The 23,434-nt window shown below is 41.9% G+C and carries 19 protein-coding genes and 1 pseudogene; 9 read left to right on the top strand and 11 right to left on the bottom strand.

All coding sequences use genetic code 11. The annotated features are described in order from the left end of the window. Positions 1 to 217: 217 nt before the first annotated feature. The 3 genes from nagC to nagB form a co-directional block, all read right to left on the bottom strand. Complete coding sequence (gene nagC, locus KDJ85_RS12270; protein WP_225819904.1) at positions 218 to 1,441, bottom strand: DNA-binding transcriptional regulator NagC; 1,224 nt, start codon at positions 1,439 to 1,441, stop codon at positions 218 to 220. A gap of 3 nt (positions 1,442 to 1,444) precedes the next feature. Next, complete coding sequence (nagA, locus tag KDJ85_RS12265) at positions 1,445 to 2,614, bottom strand: N-acetylglucosamine-6-phosphate deacetylase (protein WP_225819903.1); 1,170 nt, start codon at positions 2,612 to 2,614, stop codon at positions 1,445 to 1,447. Positions 2,615 to 2,690: 76 nt separating this feature from the next. Beyond that, positions 2,691 to 3,494, bottom strand: coding sequence for a glucosamine-6-phosphate deaminase (gene nagB, locus KDJ85_RS12260; RefSeq protein ID WP_225819902.1), 804 nt, complete (start codon positions 3,492 to 3,494; stop codon positions 2,691 to 2,693). Positions 3,495 to 3,911: 417 nt separating this feature from the next. On the opposite strand from nagB, the gene nagE reads away from it, so the two are divergent. The 7 genes and pseudogenes from nagE (at position 3,912) to glnS (ending at position 11,553) form a co-directional block, all read left to right on the top strand. Beyond that, positions 3,912 to 5,939, top strand: a complete 2,028-nt coding sequence (gene nagE / locus KDJ85_RS12255) for an N-acetylglucosamine-specific PTS transporter subunit IIBC (protein ID WP_225819901.1) — start codon at positions 3,912 to 3,914, stop codon at positions 5,937 to 5,939. Positions 5,940 to 6,225: 286 nt separating this feature from the next. Next, positions 6,226 to 6,411, top strand: a pseudogene (locus KDJ85_RS12250) (colicin E3-like toxin immunity protein); the annotation flags it as partial. A gap of 237 nt (positions 6,412 to 6,648) precedes the next feature. Continuing rightward, entirely contained in the window at positions 6,649 to 7,467 is an 819-nt protein-coding gene (locus KDJ85_RS12245; RefSeq protein WP_225819900.1) for a hypothetical protein, read from the top strand. Next, on the top strand, positions 7,446 to 7,916 hold the full coding sequence (locus tag KDJ85_RS12240; RefSeq protein ID WP_225819899.1) for a hypothetical protein: 471 nt from the start codon (positions 7,446 to 7,448) through the stop codon (positions 7,914 to 7,916). The genes KDJ85_RS12245 and KDJ85_RS12240 overlap by 22 nt, the downstream gene beginning before the upstream one ends. 46 nt (positions 7,917 to 7,962) lie before the next feature. Next, positions 7,963 to 8,730 (top strand): SEL1-like repeat protein, encoded by a 768-nt coding sequence (locus tag KDJ85_RS12235; protein ID WP_225819898.1) that lies wholly within the window; start codon positions 7,963 to 7,965, stop codon positions 8,728 to 8,730. 168 nt (positions 8,731 to 8,898) lie between these two features. Beyond that, positions 8,899 to 9,714, top strand: a complete 816-nt coding sequence (locus KDJ85_RS12230; protein ID WP_225819897.1) for a sulfite exporter TauE/SafE family protein — start codon at positions 8,899 to 8,901, stop codon at positions 9,712 to 9,714. Positions 9,715 to 9,885: 171 nt separating this feature from the next. Continuing rightward, entirely contained in the window at positions 9,886 to 11,553 is a 1,668-nt protein-coding gene (gene glnS / locus KDJ85_RS12225) for a glutamine--tRNA ligase (protein ID WP_225819896.1), read from the top strand. A gap of 270 nt (positions 11,554 to 11,823) precedes the next feature. On the opposite strand, the gene KDJ85_RS12220 is transcribed toward glnS, so the two are convergent. The 7 genes from KDJ85_RS12220 to kdpF all read right to left on the bottom strand — a co-directional run bounded on the left by KDJ85_RS12220 (position 11,824) and on the right by kdpF (position 20,184). Continuing rightward, entirely contained in the window at positions 11,824 to 12,219 is a 396-nt protein-coding gene (locus KDJ85_RS12220; protein ID WP_225819895.1) for a DUF5329 family protein, read from the bottom strand. A gap of 92 nt (positions 12,220 to 12,311) precedes the next feature. After that, positions 12,312 to 12,995, bottom strand: a complete 684-nt coding sequence (kdpE, locus tag KDJ85_RS12215) for a two-component system response regulator KdpE (RefSeq protein WP_225819894.1) — start codon at positions 12,993 to 12,995, stop codon at positions 12,312 to 12,314. 16 nt (positions 12,996 to 13,011) lie between these two features. Beyond that, on the bottom strand, positions 13,012 to 15,699 hold the full coding sequence (gene kdpD, locus KDJ85_RS12210; protein WP_225819893.1) for a two-component system sensor histidine kinase KdpD: 2,688 nt from the start codon (positions 15,697 to 15,699) through the stop codon (positions 13,012 to 13,014). A 12-nt stretch (positions 15,700 to 15,711) separates the two neighbouring features. Next, positions 15,712 to 16,302, bottom strand: a complete 591-nt coding sequence (kdpC, locus tag KDJ85_RS12205) for a potassium-transporting ATPase subunit KdpC (protein WP_225819892.1) — start codon at positions 16,300 to 16,302, stop codon at positions 15,712 to 15,714. A gap of 10 nt (positions 16,303 to 16,312) precedes the next feature. Beyond that, positions 16,313 to 18,376, bottom strand: a complete 2,064-nt coding sequence (gene kdpB / locus KDJ85_RS12200; RefSeq protein WP_225819891.1) for a potassium-transporting ATPase subunit KdpB — start codon at positions 18,374 to 18,376, stop codon at positions 16,313 to 16,315. Positions 18,377 to 18,389: 13 nt separating this feature from the next. Then, positions 18,390 to 20,093, bottom strand: coding sequence for a potassium-transporting ATPase subunit KdpA (gene kdpA / locus KDJ85_RS12195; protein WP_225819890.1), 1,704 nt, complete (start codon positions 20,091 to 20,093; stop codon positions 18,390 to 18,392). Between the two features lies 1 nt (position 20,094). After that, positions 20,095 to 20,184, bottom strand: coding sequence for a K(+)-transporting ATPase subunit F (kdpF, locus tag KDJ85_RS19275; protein WP_206085296.1), 90 nt, complete (start codon positions 20,182 to 20,184; stop codon positions 20,095 to 20,097). Positions 20,185 to 20,630: 446 nt separating this feature from the next. Between kdpF and KDJ85_RS12185 the strand changes: the two genes are divergently transcribed. Continuing rightward, positions 20,631 to 20,837, top strand: a complete 207-nt coding sequence (locus tag KDJ85_RS12185; protein ID WP_047756317.1) for a YbfA family protein — start codon at positions 20,631 to 20,633, stop codon at positions 20,835 to 20,837. A gap of 203 nt (positions 20,838 to 21,040) precedes the next feature. Continuing rightward, on the top strand, positions 21,041 to 21,784 hold the full coding sequence (locus KDJ85_RS12180) for a type 2 GTP cyclohydrolase I (RefSeq protein ID WP_225819889.1): 744 nt from the start codon (positions 21,041 to 21,043) through the stop codon (positions 21,782 to 21,784). A gap of 488 nt (positions 21,785 to 22,272) precedes the next feature. Here the strand turns inward: KDJ85_RS12180 and KDJ85_RS12175 are convergent, their stop codons facing one another. Beyond that, on the bottom strand, positions 22,273 to 23,406 hold the full coding sequence (locus tag KDJ85_RS12175) for a multidrug effflux MFS transporter (protein ID WP_225819953.1): 1,134 nt from the start codon (positions 23,404 to 23,406) through the stop codon (positions 22,273 to 22,275). Positions 23,407 to 23,434: the final 28 nt, after the last annotated feature.

The following is a 23,434-nucleotide window of genomic DNA, read 5'->3' as shown; positions in this document are numbered from 1 at the left end:
AAAAATCCGTTTTTGACTGCTAGTCTGTTCAAAAAATAGTAGAGAGAAATAAAGGTGTTTTTCGACATTTGATTGTCAATGAAAATGAAATTATTTGATAAAATACAAATAGATTTTAAATTGAACAATAGCAGGGTGAAGGGCTAGGGTATTTTTTGATAGAGGGTCTCTCAAAACCAAAAAGCAGGTTTTAACCTGCTTTTATTCGTTCATTGAGTTAATTATCAAATAATTTTTGCAGTAATTCACCATTAAGCATGGCGCGTTTGGTTAAGGCAAATGCGCCAATGGCTGAATTATGAACTAATTGGGAGGTGACAATCGGTAAGTTCTCACGAAAGCCTTTGAGGGCTTGAGTATCAATGCAGCTTTGAATCGCAGGAAGTAAAATTTGCTCGGCCTCAGTAATATCCCCTGCAATAACCACTTTTTCTGGGTTGAACAAGTTAATAGTAATCGCGACTGCCTTACCAATTTGCCGACCAACGTGCTGAATGACCTCGGTGGCCAGTGGGTCATTTTTATTTGCAGCTTGGCAAATAGAGGAAATCGTGCAAGTTTCTGCGGTAAGGGTGCTGGAGTAGCCTTGTTCTAAACGTTGTTTAACGCGCGCTTCAATCGCTTGGTTGGAGGCAATGGTTTCTAAGCAGCCAAAATTACCACAGTGGCATAGTTCACCAAGAGGGTCGACTTGGATGTGGCCAATTTCCCCTAAATTACCACGATGGTTGAGCAATATTTCTTTATTGATCACAAGGCCTGCTCCAGCGCCTCTGTGAATACGCACTAATAAAGAGTCTTCGCAATCCCGGGTAGCGCCAAAATAACTCTCAGCAAGCGCAAGGCTGCGAATATCGTGCCCAACATAACATGTGATATTAAAATGGGCTTGTAGGTTATCTATTAGGTGCCAGTTATCCACTTTGATATGGGGCATATAGAAAATAATGCCCCGATTTGGATTGACTAAACCAGGAAGAATAATTGAAATGGCAATCAACTCTTTGATACGACGATGATTTTGTTCGATAAAATCTTCGAGGGCGGCAATCAATTTTTGCTCGACCGCTTCTTGAGTAGGCTCAGAGATAGGGTAGTGCCCATCCACAATCATTTTTCCGCCTAAGTCGTACAAGGCGATAGTGGCATCATAACGGCCTAAACGGACACCAATGGTGTGGAAGTTTTTGTGTTCAGAAACAATTGAGATAGCACGACGGCCCCCAGTGGAGGCCTGCTGGTCAACTTCTTTAATTAAACCGCGTTCGAGTAGCTGGCGAGTGATCTTCGTGACACTGGCTGGGGCAAGTTGGCTTTGCTCCGCTATTTGAATTCTTGATATCGGACCTTGTTGGTCTATCAAGCTATAGACGACAGCACTATTGAGTTGTTTGACGAGGTCAATATTACCAATTTGCTTTAGCGAGTGGCTTTGATTCATTAGCTAGTTACTCATTTTGTAGACTTCCTTTCCGTTTACGTAAGTCGCGAGAATAGTGAAGTCGTGGTTAAATGCGGTCAAATTCGCAATTTTACCCGGAGCAATCGACCCTAAAGTTTCATCAACTCCGATGGCTCTTGCTGGATAGAGCGTTGCCATTCTAAGTGTTTCATCCAATGCGATACCGACATGTTCTACGCTGTTTCTGACTGCTTCAATCATCGTCAGTGACGAACCGCTGAGTGTGCCATTTTCATCAACACATAATCCATCACGGTAGTATATGGTTTTACCTGCGAAGATAAAATGATCCATTTCACCAGTTTGAGGATCAATACCTGCTGGTGCTGTTGCATCTGTCACTAAAATTAATTTATCACCTTTGAGGTGTTTGCTGTTACGAATATTCGCCCACTGAACGTGTAAGCCATCAGCAATAATACCCGCATACACTTCAGGCGTATCATAAATGGCACCGACTAAACCTGGGCCACGGCCAGAAATATAAGGCATAGCATTAAACAGGTGTGTAGAGAAACGGATACCCGCTTTAAAACCGAGTTTCGCTTCTTCGTACGTGGCATTTGAATGCCCCGCAGAAATCACAATGCCAGCCTCTTTTAATTGGCGAATATAATCGAGGTCGACCATTTCTGGCGCCAATGTAACTTTTGTGATGGCATCAGCATGAGACGCTAAATAATCAATCATTTGTGCTGAAGGCTGGCGAATAAATTCAGGGTTATGTGTCCCTTTTTTGATCACATTAATATATGGGCCTTCTAAATGTAGGCCAAGGGCTTGGTTTTTGTGATCTTTTAAATAATCGGTCATGACGTTAATGCCATGTTTCATTAGATCATCAGAGCAAGTAATTAACGTCGGTAGGTAGCTAGTACAACCTGTGCGTTCATTGGCTTTTTGCATGATATCTAAATTTTTCAATGTGACATTTTCTTTATTGTCATTGAATTGAACACCACCGCAGCCGTTAACTTGCAGATCAATAAAACCAGCAGAGAGAATTGCGCCTTGCAAATCGTGTTGTGGGATATTTGCAGGTATTTCAGAGACAGGGCAAACCTCTTTGATGATTTCACCATCAATGATGACAGCATGGTTATCCAGTCTTTCATGACCTGTATAAATAATGCAATGGGTTAGTGCATACATGGTTTTAAACTCCTGACCTCTGGAAAAATGGGTCACCGACTAGCCGTCGCCAGTCGGGTGATTGATAAATATAATCTTAGTTAAACGTCTCAATAATTTCAGATTCTAGCTGTTTGAAATATTTGAGTGTTTTGACTTTCAATTCGAGTGTTGCAGGCTCATCACAGACAATCAGCGCTTTCGGGTGCATTTGTACACAGCTAACCGTCCACATATGGTTGATGGAACCTTCTACTGCAGCGTGAACTGCATTCGCTTTATTCGCACCTGTTGCCAAGACCATTAACTCTTCTGCATCCATTAATGTGGCAACCCCCACCGTTAACGCAAATTTTGGCACTTGGTTGATATCGTTATCAAAGAAGCGTGAGTTTGCTTGGCGTGTTTCTGGGGTTAACGTTTTGATTCGGGTACGAGAACTCAGTGATGAACCTGGTTCATTGAATGCAATATGGCCATCATTCCCTACGCCACCCATGAACAAATTGATTTTGCCATAAGATTTAATTTTATCTTCATAACGTTGGCATTCCGCATCAACATCTGGGGCATTACCATTGAGCAGGTTGATATTTTCAGCTTGGATATCAATATGGTTGAAGAAATTATCATGCATAAACGTATGGTAGCTTTGTGGATGATTAGCAGGAATGCCAATATATTCATCCATATTAAATGTCACCACATGTTTAAAGCTCACTTTACCTGCTTGATACAAAGCAATCAGCGCTTTATAGGTTGCGAGTGGTGTGCCACCTGTTGGTAAGCCGAGAACGAAAGGGCGTTCAGCGGTTGGGTTGAATGCGTTGATTTTATCGGCGATATACTGTGCGGACCAAGTGCCGACATCATGCGCATTGTTTAATGGGATTAGCCTCATGTTTCAATTACCTCTAATAAGTCTGTGAAATCTTTCATATATATGTGTATCCCTGATGTTATACATTAGATATAGGAATACTCGTTATACTACAAATTTATTACGCGTTGGTGTTGGTATACAGTGCCGTTTTAACGGCTGCACCTGCATTTTAAACGCGCTGAGAATATACAGGTTAATGACGTAAATAAGTTATTTTTAATCATAAAATAAGTTTTCAATAATAGCTACTAATTTAGTCAGATCATGAACGCTTTCGTTGACATTTATCACAAATCGCACCTATTTATTTTGCATCGCGAAACAATTAATTTAGACTATGAAATTGATACTCTCAATAACCTAAATTATGATTTAGGTGTGTGAACAAGAAGATCCCGTAAATGGGGCAAAAATAGGGCGATAAAGGGGGAGTTTGTGAATATTCTTAGCTACTTACAGCGGATTGGTAGGGCACTAATGGTGCCAGTTGCTGTACTACCAGCCGCAGCAATCCTAATGGGGATTGGCTATTGGATTGACCCAGATGGTTGGGGCGCTAATAGTGCAATCGCGGCGTTACTGATTAAATCTGGTGCGGCAATTATTGATAATATGTCCGTGCTATTTGCAATTGGTGTTGCATATGGGATGTCGAAAGATAAGGATGGTGCTGCGGCACTGACTGGTTTTGTCGGCTTCTTAGTGGTGACAACACTGTGTTCTCCTGCATCTTATTCCATGATTATGAATGTTCCTCTGGAAACTGTCCCAGCGGCATTCGGTAAAATTAATAACCAGTTCGTGGGTATTTTAGTTGGGGTACTGTCTGCTGAATTATACAACCGCTACAGTGGTGTTGAGCTGCCAAAAGCGTTGTCATTCTTTAGTGGTCGTCGCCTTGTACCGATTTTAACCTCATTCCTAATGATCATCTTAGCCTTCGTTCTGATGTACGTCTGGCCAGTGGTGTATAACGGTTTAGTGTCTTTCGGTGAAAGCATTAAAGATTTAGGTTCTGTCGGTGCGGGTATTTACGCATTCTTTAACCGTCTGTTAATTCCTGTTGGCTTACACCATGCCCTGAACTCGGTGTTTTGGTTTGATGTTGCGGGTATTAACGATATTCCAAACTTCCTTGGCGGAGCTAAATCTATTGAAGCAGGTCTGGCAACGGTAGGTATTACAGGTCGTTACCAAGCTGGTTTCTTCCCAATTATGATGTTTGGTCTGCCAGGTGCGGCACTCGCTATTTACCACTGTGCACGCCCTGAAAATAAAGCCAAAGTAGCTGGTATCATGATTGCGGGTGCATTTGCGGCATTCTTTACAGGTATCACTGAACCGCTTGAATTCTCATTTATGTTCGTGGCACCAATCCTGTACGTTATTCACGCACTGTTGACCGGTATTTCTGTGTATATCGCGGCGACAATGGAGTGGATTTCAGGTTTCGGCTTCAGTGCCGGCTTAGTGGATATGCTGTTGCAATCGCGTAACCCATTAGCCGTTCAATGGTACATGTTGATTGTTCAAGGCTTAGTCTTCTTCTGTATTTACTACGTGATCTTCCGCTTCATGATCCGCAAATTCAACCTGTTAACTCCAGGCCGTGAAGAAAGCGCGGGTGATGAAACCATCGATGGTTACGATGAAAGCCTCAGCCCTGTCAATACCACGGATAGCGATATCCAAAAAGAAGCACGTCAGTACGTCTCTGCGGTAGGCGGTAGCGATAATATCGTGAATATCGATGCGTGTATCACACGTTTACGTTTAACGGTAAAAGACACTGCGATTGTTAACGATGCGATGACTAAACGTCTTGGTGCTTCAGGTGTTATTCGCTTGAATAAACAAAACGTGCAAGTGATTGTAGGAACGCGCGCTGAGTTGGTTGCTAAAGCAATGACGGAAGTGATTGCGAAAGGGCCGATTGCTGGTACTGCGCCTGTTGCCGCAGCGGAAGAGAAAAAATCAACGGAGCCTGCGAAAGCAAAAGGCAATGCGATTTTATCCCTCGTTGCGCCAGTCAGTGGGCAAGTGTATTCCCTTGATGATGTACCCGATGAAGCGTTCTCTAGCCGCATTGTGGGCGATGGTATTGCCATCAAACCAACCAGCAGCGAAGTGTTAGCTCCAGCATCAGGTACTGTGGTGAAAATTTTCGAAACTAACCATGCATTCTGCCTTGAAACTGAAAATGGCGTAGAGCTCATCGTTCATATGGGTATCGATACCGTTGCGTTGAAAGGTGAAGGTTGCGCGCGTTTAGTGGAAGAAGGTACTGAAGTCACTGCGGGTACACCAATCCTGAAATTAGACTTAGATTTCCTTGAAGCCAATGCTAAATCGATGATCAGCCCAGTTATCATCAGTAATATCGATGATTTCGCAGGTGTCGAGATTTTAGTTGACGGTGAAGTGAAAGCAGGCGAAACCATTATTTATAATGTACTGAAATAATTCAGTTTAATATTATAAATGGGTAAAAGGGTGGCTTAGGCCACCCTTTTTTATTTGGGCAAATAAGGAAAAGATAGTCATATAGGGTATAACAAATAATGATAATCACTATCAATTGAGTTTAGTGCATAGAGAAAATATAATTAATTGTTAGCCTTGTGGGGGGATACGCGAACTATTAAAATCAAAGCGTCTAAAAGTAGTATAAAAAAGTATCTATAAGGAGAACAATATGGGATTAAAAATTCATCTGGTTTGATAAAAAATAGAATAATATGTTGGTGAAGAGTATTCCCTTGACTTAGGGAATGAAGATAGCATTATAGAAGAAACTATTAACCCTGAAGAAAACATTATTAGTAATGGTTGTTTTGATATGGTTTCTGATTGGGTCTATAATCTTCAAAATCATAAAATTGAATTTAGTGAATATGATTACCAAGTTTTATTCGTTTATCGAGATGAATGGTAATTATTTATTTTTATAAATTATTTTTAATTAAATTAAATTAAATTAAATTAAATTAAATTAAATTAAATTTTCTTTCTTTTATACAGATTAATATTTTTCCATAAAGATGAATGAACTATTTAAAATAGTAATGGAAATAAGTAATCAGTAATAAATAATTTATTATTTTAAACAAAGGTAAAAGATTGTGGCAATGTTAGGGGTTTATTCAAAGTAATAACATAAGGAATATGTAATATGACTGAGTTAGTGAAGCACCTACAGATTCATAAGCTAGAAGATATGAATATATACCAAAGCTTAAGCGAAAGTCATAACCCAATGCAGATAGGGCCACCCAGTATAACTATTCATGTAGCACCTAAAGGAAGTCTAATTTACAATGATCTAGGAGAGGATACAGGCAGTACATCTCAATGGGGGCATACCTATATAAGTATTAGAGGAATTAACCCAGTGACACATGATTATGAACAAATTAGCATGGGGCTTAGCCCTGGGGAAGATTGGGGGACATCAAAAGATAATTTGTCTTTTAATGATCATGTTCGCTATAAAAATGCCTCCTCATTGACGATTACATCAAATAATCTACAGTTTTTTAATCATTTTAATAACCTATTTACGGCTATGCATGATTATAAAACAGGAAAAACTCAACCGTCAAACTATAATCCTTTTAGTCTAACAGGGGAAAAAACTTGCGGTAAATTTGTTCAATCAGAGTTAGATAAAGCAGGAATGCAAGGTATTAATATCCCTTATTGGCCTGATGATGCTTATGAGAATTTAGGTAATTTAGCTGATGACTACAAAACGCCGTTGATAATTGACCTATATGGTGATGGTGTACAAACCTTAGTTGATAATCTTGGTATTAGGTTCGATTTTAAAGGGAATGAAACTCAGTCACAGACTGGTTGGGTGCATCCAGACGATGGACTGTTGATATGGGATAAAAATCAAGATGGTATAATTAATTCTGGTAACGAACTTTTTGGTAACAATAGCTTGTTATTTAACAATACAATAGCTTGTTATTTAACAATACATTAGCGAAAGACGGCTTTTCTGCCTTATCTGAATTGGACAGTAATACTGATGGTATTATTAATTCAAGTGATAAGTTATGGTTGGAGTTAAAGATATGGCAAGATAAAAATTCAGATGCCATTAGTCAATTCAATGAATTAACAAGCTTAAGTGATATGGGTATTAACACAATTGAATTGAATACAAAAGAGCTAAATTCTTATGATGAAAATGGCAATTTTCATAAATTAATAGCTAAGGTATGTTGGAATAATAATAAGAAAACTGAAATTGTTGATGTGTTGTTTCACCAGCGAGTTACTGAACCTAATTTACAACAAAACTTTAATCAACTTATTAATAATATAGTGAGTTTTTCGCTTCCTTATAATTATGATGGTATCTCTTTAGTAGCAGGTGCAATAACAAGCTACCCTTATATAGCTTTACTCTCTACCAATGATTTGGGGTGATTTTGTGAGATTGATTTTATGGTTTATCGTTATAGGGGCATTTGTGATGTGTACCCAAACTTGGGGGGGAAATATAAATGCCCCTTTAATTCCAACTGTGAGGGATAGACTATATACCATTAGTTATAATGAAACAGAACTACGTTATGATCCAGAGTTATCTAAACGGATTCCTTACCCTAAAAATCAGCAACAAGTGATTGAGTTATACCATCGGGCATTAAAAACAAACAATGAAGATGATAACTATGTCTTGTTTTCTTTTTTCAGAATTAGTTGCACTGATTTTAATCACCTACATGATGCGAAAAGTGCAAAAGAAGAGTGTGTACTTGCAAATTATTTTTTGAAGAGAGTATTAGAAATTAATCCTAACAATGGGTTAGCTTTGTTATTTACAGGGGTAAATTATCAGCATGGTAATAGAGGTTCGGAAAAAAATATGTCAGAAGCGATTGTATATTACGAACGAGCTTACCACCTTTACGGCAATAAGATTATTGTGGCAGGGAAAAATCTCTCGACAATCTATTTACATGGACTTGGCGGGATCCCTCAGGATTTTAATAAAGCTAAGTACTACTTAGAAATGGTAGCAAGAGACAATCCAAAAGGGCAAGATGCATATTATCTAAAGAATTTTGATACTTATGTTGAACTACTCAAAATATCCAATGAGGGTGATAAATGTAAACAACAGAATCTTAATAGTCGCGTCTGGATAAAAAAATGTAATGATAAAGTAGAAAATCAAATCGAGGCATATTTAAAAAAATATAGAGGAAGTCAGAAAGAAAAAGATGCAATTGGTTAACTTATGTGAGTTTTATTATTCTGATGAAGGCAACCATAAGTAACACGTTAAAAGAATACATTTGTTAATACATTTGGCGAAATCTCAAAGCAGGTTGTCGAATCTGCATAAGCAAGGTGGCTTCCTCATCGATAAGATATTTTCTCAATGACTGATGAGGAATTTTCTGTGGAACTGCTTCTTTGCTTATTTGGGTTTATTTCGGGGATCACAACTGCGTTATTTGGTTTTGGCGGTGGGTTTATCACGGTTCCACTGTTGTATGCGTTAATTACCTTAGTGTGGGGGCCGCAAAGTGATGCAAGCGCAGTGGCGATGCAAGTTGCAGTGGCAACCTCCACTTGCGTGATGATTTTTTCATCAACCCTATCAAGTCGTGCTCATTATTTAAAAGGCAACTTAAGCTGGCCAATTATTAAGCCGTTTATTATTCCGATTTCAATTGGCGGAATACTGGGGGCTATTGTTGCGTTATCGGTAGATAGCGCGTTGATCCGCTGGATATTTATTGGCTATTTAATTATCACGATTTTGGATTGTTTTATTCGCCCTGGTTTTATGCAAACAGGATCGGAAGGCATCAAAGCTTCTCGAGGGGGCATTTTTGCGGATACCCCGATTGGCGTGGTGATTGGTGCCGTTGCGGCATTCTTAGGGGTGGGCGGCAGTGTGATGACTGTTCCATTAATGCGACGCCGTGGTGCGAGTATGATCCAAGCGGCGGCTTTTGCTAACCCATTAACGCTACCGATGGCAATCACAGGGACATTAACTTACTTTTATTTTGCAATTGATAAGCACGTTGACCTTGGGGCGGGTTTCCTTGGCATGATTTACCTCAAAGGTGCGTTGATTCTGATTGCTGCTTCGTGGTTGGGGATCCGGTTTGCTTCATTATTAATGCCTTATCTTAGCGATAAGCGCCATGCACAAAGCTATCCATTACTGCTGTTAGTGGTGTTAACCGTGATGTTATTGGCCTAGAAAGGGCGGGCAAGCAAAGTTCAATAGGCCTATTTTTTGTTGTGAGAACCTCTTTGGTATAGCTTTTATCGGCTAAGTACAATCAAACGGTTGTTTCCTGACGGATTATGGTAGAATATATCTGGTTACTAACCGCTTTTAGCGCGCTTTTGGCATTGAGGAATGATGACAATGAATGAGGCAGATGCTCGCCCAACAAATTTTATCCGTCAGATCATAGATGAAGATCTGGCGAGCGGAAAACACACGTCGGTCCATACCCGTTTTCCACCAGAACCGAATGGCTATTTACACATCGGCCACGCGAAATCAATCTGCTTGAACTTTGGCATTGCAAAGGACTATCAGGGACAGTGCAACTTACGTTTTGACGACACCAACCCTGTTAAAGAAGACGTCGAATACGTTAACTCAATCCAAGAAGACGTCAAATGGTTAGGTTTCGAGTGGACGGGCAATGTTCGCTACTCTTCTGACTATTTTGATACTTTATATCAATACGCTATTGAGCTAATTAAAAAAGGCTTAGCTTACGTTGATGAGCTAAGTGCAGACGAAATTCGTGAATACCGCGGCACATTAAAAGAGCCTGGTAAAAATAGCCCATACCGTGAGCGCTTAATCGAAGACAATCTCGCATTATTTGAAAAAATGCGTGATGGCGGCTTTGAAGAAGGTAAAGCATGCTTACGTGCGAAAATCGACATGGCATCACCATTTATGGTTATGCGTGATCCGGTTTTATATCGTATTAAGTTTGCAGAACATCACCAGTCTGGCAATAAGTGGTGCATTTACCCAATGTATGACTTCACGCATTGTATTTCCGATGCGCTAGAAGGGATCACGCACTCTTTATGTACATTAGAATTCCAAGACAACCGTCGTTTATATGACTGGGTGTTGGATAACATCACGATTGATTGCCATCCGCGTCAGTACGAGTTTTCTCGTCTGAATTTGGAATACACGGTGATGTCTAAGCGTAAGCTGAACCAATTAGTGACAGAAAAACACGTGAACGGCTGGGATGACCCACGTATGTTAACCATTTCAGGTTTACGTCGTCGTGGCTATACCGCTGCGTCAATCCGTGAGTTTTGCCAACGTATTGGTGTGACTAAGCAAGATAATAACGTTGAAATGGCGTCACTAGAGTCGTGTATTCGTGATGATCTGAACGTGTCAGCACCTCGTGCTATGGCGGTGATTGACCCTGTGCGTGTGGTGATTGAAAACATGCCAGCGGGCGAAGAAATTTTAACGGCACCAAATCATCCAAATAACCCTGAAATGGGTACGCGTAAAGTGCCTTTTAGCAATGAAATTTATATTGACCGTGCGGATTTCCGTGAAGAAGCCAATCGTCAATTTAAACGTTTAGTGTTAGGCAAAGAAGTACGCTTACGTAATGCGTATATCATCAAAGCAGAGCGTGTGGAAAAAGATGCTGATGGCAACATCACAACCATTTTCTGTACGTATGATGCAGGCACATTAAATAAAGACCCAGCCGATGGCCGTAAAGTGAAAGGCGTTATTCACTGGGTGAGCGTACAGCACGCACTACCAGCGGAAATTCGCCTATATGACCGTCTGTTTACTGTGCCAAACCCAGGTGCGGAAGATGATTTCTTATCGGTTATCAACCCAGAATCGCTGGTTATTCGTCAAGGCTTTGTTGAGCCGAGCCTGAAAGATGCGGTTGCAGAAAAAGCGTATCAGTTTGAGCGTGAAGGGTATTTCTGTGCAGATAATAAGTTAAGCAGCGCAGATCATTTAGTGTTTAATAGGACAGTGGGATTACGAGATACTTGGGCAAAAATCGAAAACGCTTAATTTGATGTCCCCGTCATACTTTGCACCACAGGGGTGTTGGCTTCATTAAGTTACCCGAGTCACATACTTATGTATGCTCACGGGATAACTTAATTTGCAGCCTACCTGTGGCACAAATTATTTAGGGGACGTGCGGAGTGAAGTATCTCTCGTGACCCGTGCTATTAAGGTCAAATAGAGAAAGACAAAAAAGCCGACATGTTAAATAATGTTGGCTTTTTTATGTTAGTTTACAGACCTACAGACCTACAGACCTACAGACCTACAGACCTATTCGGATTTGCTATCCACTTTTTCTTTTAATAAATCATGTAAATATTGATTGGCGGAGAGCACATTACCTTGGGCGTCTTTAACTTGGTATATCTCGCCTGTAATAGATGATTTTGAAGCCACATTATCAATAAACTGCTCAGTGGTATTTAGGCGTTTTTCTGTTTTACGTAATTTTAAACGTAAATGGGATTCTGCATCGGCCGCGTTGTGTTCTGTGCCGTTGCGGGTAAATGTTAAGTTTTGTTGTTTGCCAAGCTCTGTGAGTAAAGACTCAGTGCGCACTTTTTCTTCTGGGCTCAACGCGAGGGCTTGAGTAGTCACAAAAATACCTAAAAAAAGGACTAAGGCAGATGAAAAACGGTTTGATAGTTGGGTCGTTAATGTTTGCACGAATTTCTCTCCATAGAAAATAATGGGGAAATTATAGCCAGCCAAGGGTTTTAAACTAGCGGAAAGATTCTGATAATTGGGTGTAAAATGACTTACGGCATAAACCGATAGCCAATGCCTGTTTCCGTTAATAAATGAATAGGGCGAGCCGGGTCATTTTCCAGTTTTTGCCGTAAATGCCCCATATAAATCCGCAAGTAATGGTTATGCTCAATATAACTTGGCCCCCACACTTGCAATAATAAATGTCGTTGAGTCAATACCTTACCGCTATTGGCAACTAACTCGCTAAGTAAACGAAACTCGATAGGTGTTAGGTGTAATTCTTCGTTTTGCTTAGTGACAACGCGATTAATAAAATCGACAGTGACATCCCCAAATTGAAATTGTGAGCTTTCTTGACCCACTTTACCAAATCGGCGTAGTGCTACACGAACTCTCGCTAGTAACTCGCTGATACCAAAAGGTTTTGTCAAATAATCATCCGCGCCCGCATCAAGAGCCGCAACTTTTTGTGATTCTTCTTCACGAGCAGACAAAACAATAATGGGAATGCTGCTCCATTTTCGTAAATCACGAATTAAATCAAGGCCATCACCGTCAGGCAGTCCGAGGTCTAAAATCAGTAAATCCGGTTGCCTTGTACCTGCTTCAATCAAACCCCGTTGGCAATTCTCAGCTTCGAAAACTTTCCAGCCTTCCCCCTCCAACGCAAGTCGGACAAAGCGGCGGATTTCTTTTTCATCTTCAATAATCAGAATTTTATGGCTGCTCACAATAAGTTAGTGTCTCCTAAACTTCAGCTTCAATATCAGGGAGTTGCTTTAAAGGTAAAACAAAGTGGAAGCTGGCTCCACCTTTATTATTGTTTTGCGCCCAAATTTCTCCTTCATGTAATTGAATAATAGCACGACAGATAGCAAGCCCAAGGCCAACGCCAGGAATTGCGGATTCTTTTTGAGCTCGGGAGAATTTATCAAAAATTGTTTTTTCTTGCCCATCGGGAATTGCGTTACTGGCATCCCAGATTTCAATATGAATTTTCTGTCCTTCGACTCGAGCATTGATACCTATCGGGGTATCCTCATGGCTATATTTGACAGCATTTTCCAATAAATTAATTAATACCCGTTCAATTAACATGGCATCGCAATATAACAGTAAATCAGCGGGAATGTTAATTTCCAATGGGTGGCTGTGTAGCGTGTAATCTAATGTTCTAACGGCGCTACTGGTTATTTCTTGCAAAGATTCCCACTCAAGGTTGGGTCGAATGCTGCCTGATTGCAAACGTGCCATGTCGAGTAAATTATTCACTAAACGCGAAGTGCTAAGAACTTGTTGGCGCATTTGGTTGACTTGAGCTGTTAGCGGAGAATTTTCTGCTGATAAATTCAGCATCAAGATTTCTGTTTGCCCAAATAAGACGGTTAGGGGCGTTTTTAAATCGTGGGAAAGTGCCGCAAGTAATGAATTACGTAGCTGTTCACGTTCAATATCTAATTTAGCAGATTCGGCTTGTTTTGTCAGCTGTAAGCGTGAAAGAGCGCTGGCGATCAACCCAGTAAAGGTCTGTAACATACGTTGTTGTTCTGGGATCATCAACTGGCGTAAGTTTCGGGGTTCGATGGCTAATACTGCGAGGGTTTGGTCTGCTGTAGTGATCGGTTGTAATTGATAAGGTACACTCGGCAGAGTATCTGTCCCCGCCCCTGCGGGTTGGCACTTATCAAAACTCCATTTTGCGATGGCTTTGTCAATCTGAATGGGGGTGTGCCCATCACATAACAGTGGGTGTAAATCACCATTCTCATCGGGTACTAATAGACAGCTTTTGGCTTGAAAGGCATTATTAAGAAAGTGATAGCCTGTTTTACCAATATCCTCAGTATTGAGTGCTTGCCCTAGTTCTTTTGTCATTTCGTATAAATGACGAGTTCGTTGTTCTCGATAGCGGGCGATTCTCGCTTGGTAGCGCATGCCCGCCGTTAAGTTCCCCACCACAACCCCAACAATCAGCATCACCGTAAAGGTTACTAAGTACTGCATATCCATGATGGCAAGGGAAAAATGAGGTTGGACAAAAAACAGGTCGAAACTAATAACGTTGATGAGTGCAGCAAAGACTGAAGGGCGGCGTCCGTAAAATAGAGCAATCAGTACGACGCCTAATAAATAGAGTGTAACGAGGTTTGCTTTGTCTAACGCGAGTAAAAACGTTCTCGAAAATAAAGTGATAGCGGCGCACATCACAATCGCCATCAAATAACCATTTAAATCGGAACGCCACTTTTCAGAAAACGGCTTTCTTTCAGGTTCTTTATCCCAATCACTTTTTTCTTCGAGGGCGACAATCACTAAATCGAGATCGGGCCCTAATTTTCCTAAGCGGTCGGCAAAGCCAGAGCGGAAATTGAGTTTGGGCCATTTGCGGTGTTTATCGCGGCGTCCAATCAATATCTTGCCTAAATTATGTTCCCGAGCATAACGGAGTATGGCTTTTTCTTCTGAAGAGTCGGATAGGGTAGCAGTTTCTGCCCCTAAATCTTGGGCAAGGCGCAGCGCTTTGAGTACGGCGCGACGTTGAGATTCTGGGAGCTGGTGGAGGGTGGGGGTCTCGACATAAACCGCATGCCACACGCTGCCAAATTTTGCAGCAAGTCGCGCCGCGGCACGTACCAGTTTTTCGTTACCCATATTGTGGCCAATGCACAATAAAAGCCCGTCACGGGTGTGCCAGACGGGGGCCTCCCCTTTGCCATCACGAAACTCTCGCATTTGGTCGTCGACACGGTCGGCGGTACGTCGTAAAGCCAGCTCACGCAGTGCGATTAAATTTCCTTTACGGAAAAAATGCTCAATGGCGCGTTCAGCTTGCCCTGGAATATACACTTTGCCTTCTTTCAGGCGTTGGCGTAAATCGTCAGGGGGCAAGTCGACTAACACCACTTCATTAGCGGCATCAAAAATATGGTCAGGAACCGTTTCGCGAACACGAATACCCGTAATGCTCCCCACAATATCATTCAAGCTTTCAATGTGTTGAACGTTAATGGTGGTGAGCACATCGATGCCTGCATCTAATAACTCTTCAACATCTTGCCAGCGTTTTGGGTGGCGGCTGCCTGTTGGGTTACTAAATGCCAACTCATCCATGAGTATAATGGCAGGGTGTCTCGCAATTGCAGCATCAATATCAAACGCATTTAAACGGCGACCGCGGTGCTGCAATTTTCTGTGTGGTAACACAGAAAGCCCATCCAATAAGGCGGCAGTTTCTTCCCGTTCATGGGTTTCTACTACACCGATAAGGACATCTAACCCTTGTGAGCGTAGGCGTTGAGCCTCTTGTAGCATGGCGTAGGTTTTTCCAACGCCAGCACAGGCGCCGAAAAATATTTTTAATTTACCTCGGCCATCTTCATTGGCTTTTACCAATAAGTCATCAGGGTTTGGGCGAGCGGGTTCCTGATTTTTCATAACTCACCTTATTTAACGTTGGCTATTTATTTGCTGCATGTATTCATCTAGTGCCAAATTCAGTTGTAGCACATTTACAACGGGTTCGCCTAAAAAGGGCAGCAAGGCCGTTTCTGTTTGCGCTGTAATTAATGATTTTACGACCTCTAATGAAACCTGCCTGTTTTTCGCAATGCGTGGGGCTTGGTAAATGGCCGCGTCAACCGAAATATTAGGGTCAAGCCCACTAGCAGAGGCAGTTAATAAGTCCACAGGGATCGCATTTCCAGCTTCAGGATTCTGTGCACGCAGCAGTTTACTACGTTCAGCCATCGTTTGTTGTAACAAGGGATTACTCACCGCAAAGTTACTTCCCCCAGATGCTAACGGATTGTATGGATTTTCCGCGGTGGCGGAAGGGCGACCATGAAAATACCCCTCATTTTGTATATTTTGCCCAATCAGTTTGGAACCGACAATATGCTCATCTTGTGTGACTAAAGAGCCTTTTGCTTGCCATGGGAAAAAGACATTGGCAAGACCTGTGACCAGTAGAGGGTAGGCTATTCCAGTTAAGAGGGTTAGCACCAATAACATGATAATAGACGAACGGATCATGCTCATAATCAAATCCTTAAATACCAAATAAGCTAATAAACATATCGATCAATTTGATCCCCACAAAAGGCACCAACAAGCCACCTAAACCATATAAGCCTAAGTTTCGTTGCAAAAGTGATTGGGAGCTCATTGGGCGATAATTCACGCCTTTAAGTGCCAATGGGATCAAAAAGACAATAATCAGTGCGTTGAAGATTACCGCAGAAAGCAAGGCAGAAGCTGGTGAGTGCAACTGCATGACATTTAATGCGTTCAGTTGTGGCCATGTCACCGCAAAGGCGGCAGGGATGATGGCAAAGTATTTGGCAATATCATTTGCAATACTGAAGGTGGTCAATGAACCGCGAGTCATTAGCATTTGTTTACCAATGTGCACGACTTCAATAAGTTTGGTTGGGTTTGAGTCTAAATCCACCATGTTCCCAGCTTCTTTCGCGGCTTGGGTGCCTGAATTCATGGCAACAGCAACGTCAGCTTGGGCGAGTGCAGGCGCATCGTTTGTCCCGTCACCGGTCATGGCGACCAGCCTTCCTTCTGATTGGTATTGACGGATCAAGGCAAGCTTAGCTTCGGGGGTTGCCTCAGCAAGGAAATCATCGACACCCGCTTCTGCTGCGATGGCAGCGGCAGTTAAGTGGTTATCCCCCGTAATCATCACGGTTTTGATCCCCATGCTGCGCATTTGGGCAAAGCGTTCTTTCATCCCACCTTTGACGATATCTTTGAGCGCAACGACGCCTAAAACAGTTTGGTCATCAACGACAACTAATGGTGTTCCTCCTAAATGGGCGACTTTCTCCACCAATTTATCGGCTTCTTCGGGAAATTTTTGATGATTAGCTTCAACATATCGACGAATAGCATCAGCAGAACCTTTGCGGATCATGCGTTCACCGACGTTAACACCACTCATACGGGTCATTGCGGAAAATGGCACGAAAGTAGCATTCATTCCGTGAATATCTCTTTCACGTAAATTGAATTTCTGTTTGGCGAGAACCACAATACTGCGCCCTTCAGGGGTTTCATCGGCAAGAGAAGAGAGCTGAGCCGCATCAGCCAATTGCTCTTCGGTAACACCCGTTAAAGGTAAAAACTCAGAAGCTTGGCGGTTTCCTAGCGTGATGGTGCCTGTCTTATCGAGCAATAAAACATCAACATCCCCCGCGGCTTCAACAGCTCGCCCGCTGGTGGCGATAACATTCGCACCTAACATGCGGCTCATACCTGCCACACCAATAGAAGAAAGCAGGCCACCAATGGTCGTTGGGATCAAACAGATTAATAATGCAATCAGCACTAATATAGAAACCGCGCTGCCAGCCCCTGCATACTCTGCGGCAAAAACCGTAAATGGATACAAAGTTGCACACACTAATACAAAGATAATGGTGAGTGCAGTTAACAAAATAGTTAAGGCGATTTCATTCGGTGTTTTACGGCGCTGTGCGCCTTCGACCATGGAGATCATGCGGTCTAGGAATGTTTCTCCAGGGTTTACGGTACATTCAACAATTAGCCAGTCGGACAGCACACGTGTTCCGCCTGTCACAGAGGAAAAGTCCCCACCTGATTCGCGGATTACAGGGGCAGATTCCCCAGTGATTGCGCTTTCATCCACAGATGCTCCGCCCTCGATAACTTCCCCATCACATGGAATAGTTTCCCCTGCACGGATCAGCACAATATCCCCTTTGCGCAGGTGATCGGAACTGACAATTTCTTGCGTTGCATCCAATGAGGCAGCGGTAAGGCGTGTAGCATTGCTTTGCTGTTTTACGCCTTTTAAACTTTGGGCTTGGGCCTTACTGCGTCCCTCGGCTAAGGCTTCAGCAAAATTGGCGAACATCACAGTAAACCACAACCATAAGGTGACCATACCGCTAAACCATGCACTTCCTTCAGACAAACCTGCCGCCATCATTGCCCATAATAAGGTGGTGATCAGGCTACCGATGTATACCACAAACATCACAGGATTACGCCATTGGGCTTGCGGCGTGCATTTTTTCACGGCATCAATAATAGACTGTTGGATTAATTTTTTATCAAATAAAGGTGTTTTTTGCTTTTTCATTTTTTTCCCCTGATTATCCCGCAAAACCAATTTGTAGCTGCTCAGCAATTGGACCTAATGCCAATGCAGGGACAAAAGTCAGTGCGCCAATAAGGAGGACAGTAAAGATTAATAAGCCAATAAAAAGTGGGCCAGAGGTCGGCAATGTTGCCTGGCTTTGTGCTTGGGATTTTTTGAGCGCCATCGAACCTGCAATAGCAAGTACGGGCAAGATAACGCCAAAGCGCCCAACAAACATGGCGATAGCAAGTAGCACATTGTAGAACGGGGTGTTGGCACTTAGGCCTGCGAAAGCGCTACCATTATTATTGGCAGCAGATGAAAACGCGTATAACACTTCGCTAAAACCATGGGCGCCTGGGTTTAAAATACCGGCACGGCCTGCATCGGTCATTAAGGCGATGGTTGTACCAAGTAGCACTAAGGTTGGTGTCACTAAAATCGCCAGTGCGACCATTTTCATTTCACGCACTTCAATTTTTTTCCCTAAGTACTCGGGAGTACGGCCAATCATTAGTCCAGCAAGGAAGACAGCGAGTAGAACAAACAGCAACATCCCATACAACCCAGAGCCGACACCGCCAAAAACGACTTCACCAATTTGCATTAACCACATTGGTACCATGCCGCCCATCGCTGTAAAGGAATCATGCATCGCATTGACAGCACCACAGGAGGCAGCGGTTGTGACTACAGCATATAAAGCAGAAGAAAGAATACCAAAACGGCTTTCTTTGCCTTCCATATTGGTACTACTACTGGCGTGTAGTTCACTTAAAAATGGATTGCCAACATACTCCGCTTTAATGACCACAATGGCGGCGATAACAAAAATGATCCCCATGACCCATAACAAGGTATGCCCTTGTTTGTTATCACCGACAGAGCGACCGAAAGCAAAACACAACGCGGTAGGGATTAAGAATATTGCCAACATTTGAACAAAATTACTTAATGCAGTCGGGTTTTCAAACGGATGAGCGGAGTTTGCACCAAAGAAGCCACCGCCATTGGTACCCAGTAATTTAATCGCTTCTTGAGATGCGACAGGGCCCATTGGTAACAGTTGGGTTGTGTTATCTAAATTGTCAACTAAGAGGTAGTCAGAAAAGTTTTGGATCACCCCTTGGCTGACAAAAAATAAAGCAACAACAATGGCGAGAGGGAATAATAAATAGAAGGTGATACGGTAGATATCCACCCATGCATTCCCTAATGTTTTACTGCCATGGCGTGAAAAAGCACGGATCAGGGCAAAAACTACAGCGATACCCGTTGAGGCTGAGAGGAAGTTTTGTACGGTTAAGCCTGCCATTTGGCTTAAATAGCTTAGTGTGCTTTCACCGCTGTAAGATTGCCAGTTGGTGTTTGCTACGAAGCTTATCGCAGTATTGAAGGCTAAATCCCAACTCATACCAGCAAAGTGCTGTGGATTGAGTGGCAAGCTGCCCTGAAACATTAAAATGGCGAATAGCAAAACAAAACCTAGCACATTGAATAAAACAATGGCTAAGGCATATTGTTGCCAGTTCATTTCGGCAGCTGATTTTCCCGGTTGTTTAATACCTGCCAAGCGCCAAAGTAATGATTCACTTGCCATTAAAGGACGAGGAATATCACCATCAATTAGCCGAGCAATACCATTACCTAATGGCTTAGCAGCAATAAGTAAGATCAGCAGGAAGCTGCCAATCAGTAAAAATGCAGTGGTGGCCATATCAGAAATCCTCCGCGTTAAGCAGGGCATAAATCAGATAAACCAGCAGTAGAACAACGAGAACTGCCCCAAAAATGGAAAGTAATGACACAGTATTTTCTCCTTATTATTTCCATGAAATAAGGGTAGAGAGTTCGTTGTAAAGAAGCTGATAAAAAGATAGGGCTAGGTGTAAAAAAAGTATAAAAATACACATTGTTTAATCAGCTAAGTGATGGATAGACACTCTTTAGTAAAATAAGTAATAACACTTAAATTTTAATTTGTTATTTAATTGTTGTCATAATGTTTTTTTTTAACGATTTTTGGTTAAATTTTGTAGTAAAAATACAGAATGATGGGGAATTATTAGTAATATTTTAATTTTAGTGGTCAGATGAGTAGTTTTATTACACAATTTGCGCTATTCTATATTCAGTTAATTAATTCTCGTATTATCTGTTCGGTTTTAGTCGCTCTGTGAAATAGCTGTATTTGGGGAGTTTTTAGAGCAAAGCTGGAATCGACAAATAAAGTGGCAACTGAAGGAGGATATCGATGTCCACATACCGCGAATATTCCCGTAATCAGGTACTTGCACGCCGCACTGCTGCTGTAACGGCAGGCATTATTGCGTTTCCTGTTATGGTTTTTCACCCAAAAAGAGCTAAGTATTACAGTTACTTAAATAAAGTTTGGTCGAAAACAAGCGATAAGCCGGTTTGGCTAGAGCGTTCAGAGACCACACTTGAAAGCCATCGCTAACCTTGCGTCTTAAGTAATTGATAAGAGCCCCTGCAATGACTCGTTGTGGGGGTTTTGTTTTTTATATCCCTATTTTTCTTTTCGAATGATGCACTTCAAATAACACAGAAAAAAAGTATGTTTCCGCTTATGATTATTGATTATCAGTAAATTATATTCAAAATGGCGTTATAGATTCGCTGTGCAGTAAAAAGGACAACATAATGCATAACTTAAGATTAGAAGAAGTCATTAACGATGAGCTCAAGGTCAGTGAGTTTCAAGATTTTGCACCAAATGGGCTGCAAGTTGAAGGACGCCCTCATGTGCATAAAATCATCACAGGAGTGACCGCCTGCCAAGCTTTACTCGATGTCGCCGTTGAGAAAAAAGCGGATGCAGTGATTGTTCACCATGGCTATTTTTGGAAAAATGAGCCTGCCATTATTAAAGGTATGAAAAAGAATAGATTAAAAACATTATTAGCTAATGATATTAATCTTTATGGTTATCACCTTCCTTTAGATGCGCACCATCAATTAGGGAATAATACACAGCTTGCTTACATCATGGGCGTCCAAGTGAATGGCCAAATTGACCCATTAATGCCATTTGGCTTTTTTGACCAACCCATTACTCCAGCAGAATTGACTGAGCGCTTAGAAACGCGTTTAGGCCGCAAAGTCCTTCACTGTGGCGACAACGCAAAAGATGAAATTCGTCAAATTGCATGGTGCACAGGGGGTGGACAAGGCTTTATTCTGCAAGCCGCGGAATTTGGTGTTGATGCTTTTGTGACAGGGGAAGTTTCAGAACAAACGATTCATATTGCAAGGGAAATGGGGATCCATTTCTACAGTGCAGGGCACCACGCTACGGAGCGTTACGGGATCAAAGCGTTAACCAAATGGCTAGTTGATGAGCAGGGGTTGGATGCCGAGTTTGTCGATATCGATAACCCAGCCTAAATTCTCGTCATATTTCGAGCTGTGGCGTTGTTGGCTTCACTCGGCTACTTGGGTCACATACTTGTGTATGCTCCCCAAGCTATCCTCATTTGCCGCCTAGCCACAACTCGAACTATTTAGAGAATTAAATTTTCACCTAATCTTTATTTAAGCTTCGTCATTTTTAAACCGCAGCGGTGTTGGCTGCATTCGGCTACTTAGGTCACATACTTATGTATGCTCCCGTTTTTTCGTCATATTTAGCGCTGTCACGGCGTTAGCTTCATTCAGCCACACGGGGTCACATACTTATGTATGCTCCCCGTGATGACTTCATTTTGCTGCCTTGTTACAGCACCAACTATTTAGAAAAAAGCTAGGCTTAAAAGAAAAACGTATTTTAATTTATAGCCATATTTCGAGCTGCACCTGTGTTGGCTATCCTCATTTGCCGCCTAGCCACAACGCTAACTATTTAGAAAATTATGTGTGTTTAGTAAAACAATAAGTTAACTTGTATAAACTCGATAACGTAGCGATGCAATAACGAGAACCAAACTTGAGATAGCGAGCACTAAACCTAAGTGCTGGCTCCAACCTGCGACCATCAGCCCGATGGCGAGTCCAATATAATAAAGTAATCCTAAAATTGCGCCTGCTGTGCCTTTTCGGTCGCTATAACGGTTTAATGCGTGAGCAAGAATGTTCGGGATTGCAATACCATAGCCAATCACGACGCCAATAACAGGTAAAACAAACCAAATAGAGTTCATAAGAGCAAAAACTGCACAGCTGCTGACCAACGAAATGACACTTGATAGCTTAACAAGTTGCTCAGATGTATGTTTTTTAGCCAATAAATGACGGTTAATCATCGATCCTAAACCTACACCAAGCGCCAATAAAATCCCCGTGAGGCCAAACTGTTGTTGCGTGAGCATTAATTGTTCAAAACTGAAAGGAGCCAGCTGATAATAGCTAAATAAATTAATGTTGAAAAATGCAATCAAGATCACATTTCTCATAATCTCTTTATCCGTAATCATCCGTAAAAATGTCTCAATAAATGGGACTTTGATCACATTTTCTGGGCGTGTTTCAGGTAATCGATATATTGACCACAATAAAAGTACGACAGCTAAAATAGCTAAACCAATAAAAACACCACGATAACCTCCCAAACTGACGAGGCCCGCACCCGATAACATACCTAATGCAGGGCTAATGGCTAATGCGACGCCCATAACTGAAAAAACTCTAGCTAATTCATGGCCTTGATAACTATCACGCATTGCGGTTTGTGTACCAATTGAACCCACAGCGGCACCAAAGGCGGCTAACATCCGTAGCAGTAGTAATAAGTAAAATTGACTGATGAGTAAAGCACCAATTGAGGCAATCCCATAAACCAGTAAACCCGCTAAAATCGTTGGACGGCGGCCAACTGTGTCACAGGTTCTACCCCAAAATACAACGCCCAATGCAAAAGCAAAGAAATAGAGAGAAAGCGTCTGTGAAGCTTGTTCTGCATTGACAGAAAAAGCGCTCGCAATATCCGTCAGTGCAGGGCTGTAGATGGTTTCCACAATTTGTGGGAACATCATTAAGGCCACAGCCAGCCATAATGAAAGAGAGTGTTTCATATTCATTTTCCTACCCTGTGTAATAAAA

It is taken from the genome of Providencia vermicola (assembly GCF_020381325.1).
GTDB lineage: Bacteria > Pseudomonadota > Gammaproteobacteria > Enterobacterales > Enterobacteriaceae > Providencia > Providencia vermicola.
This window is presented reverse-complemented; position numbering and strand designations above follow the sequence as displayed.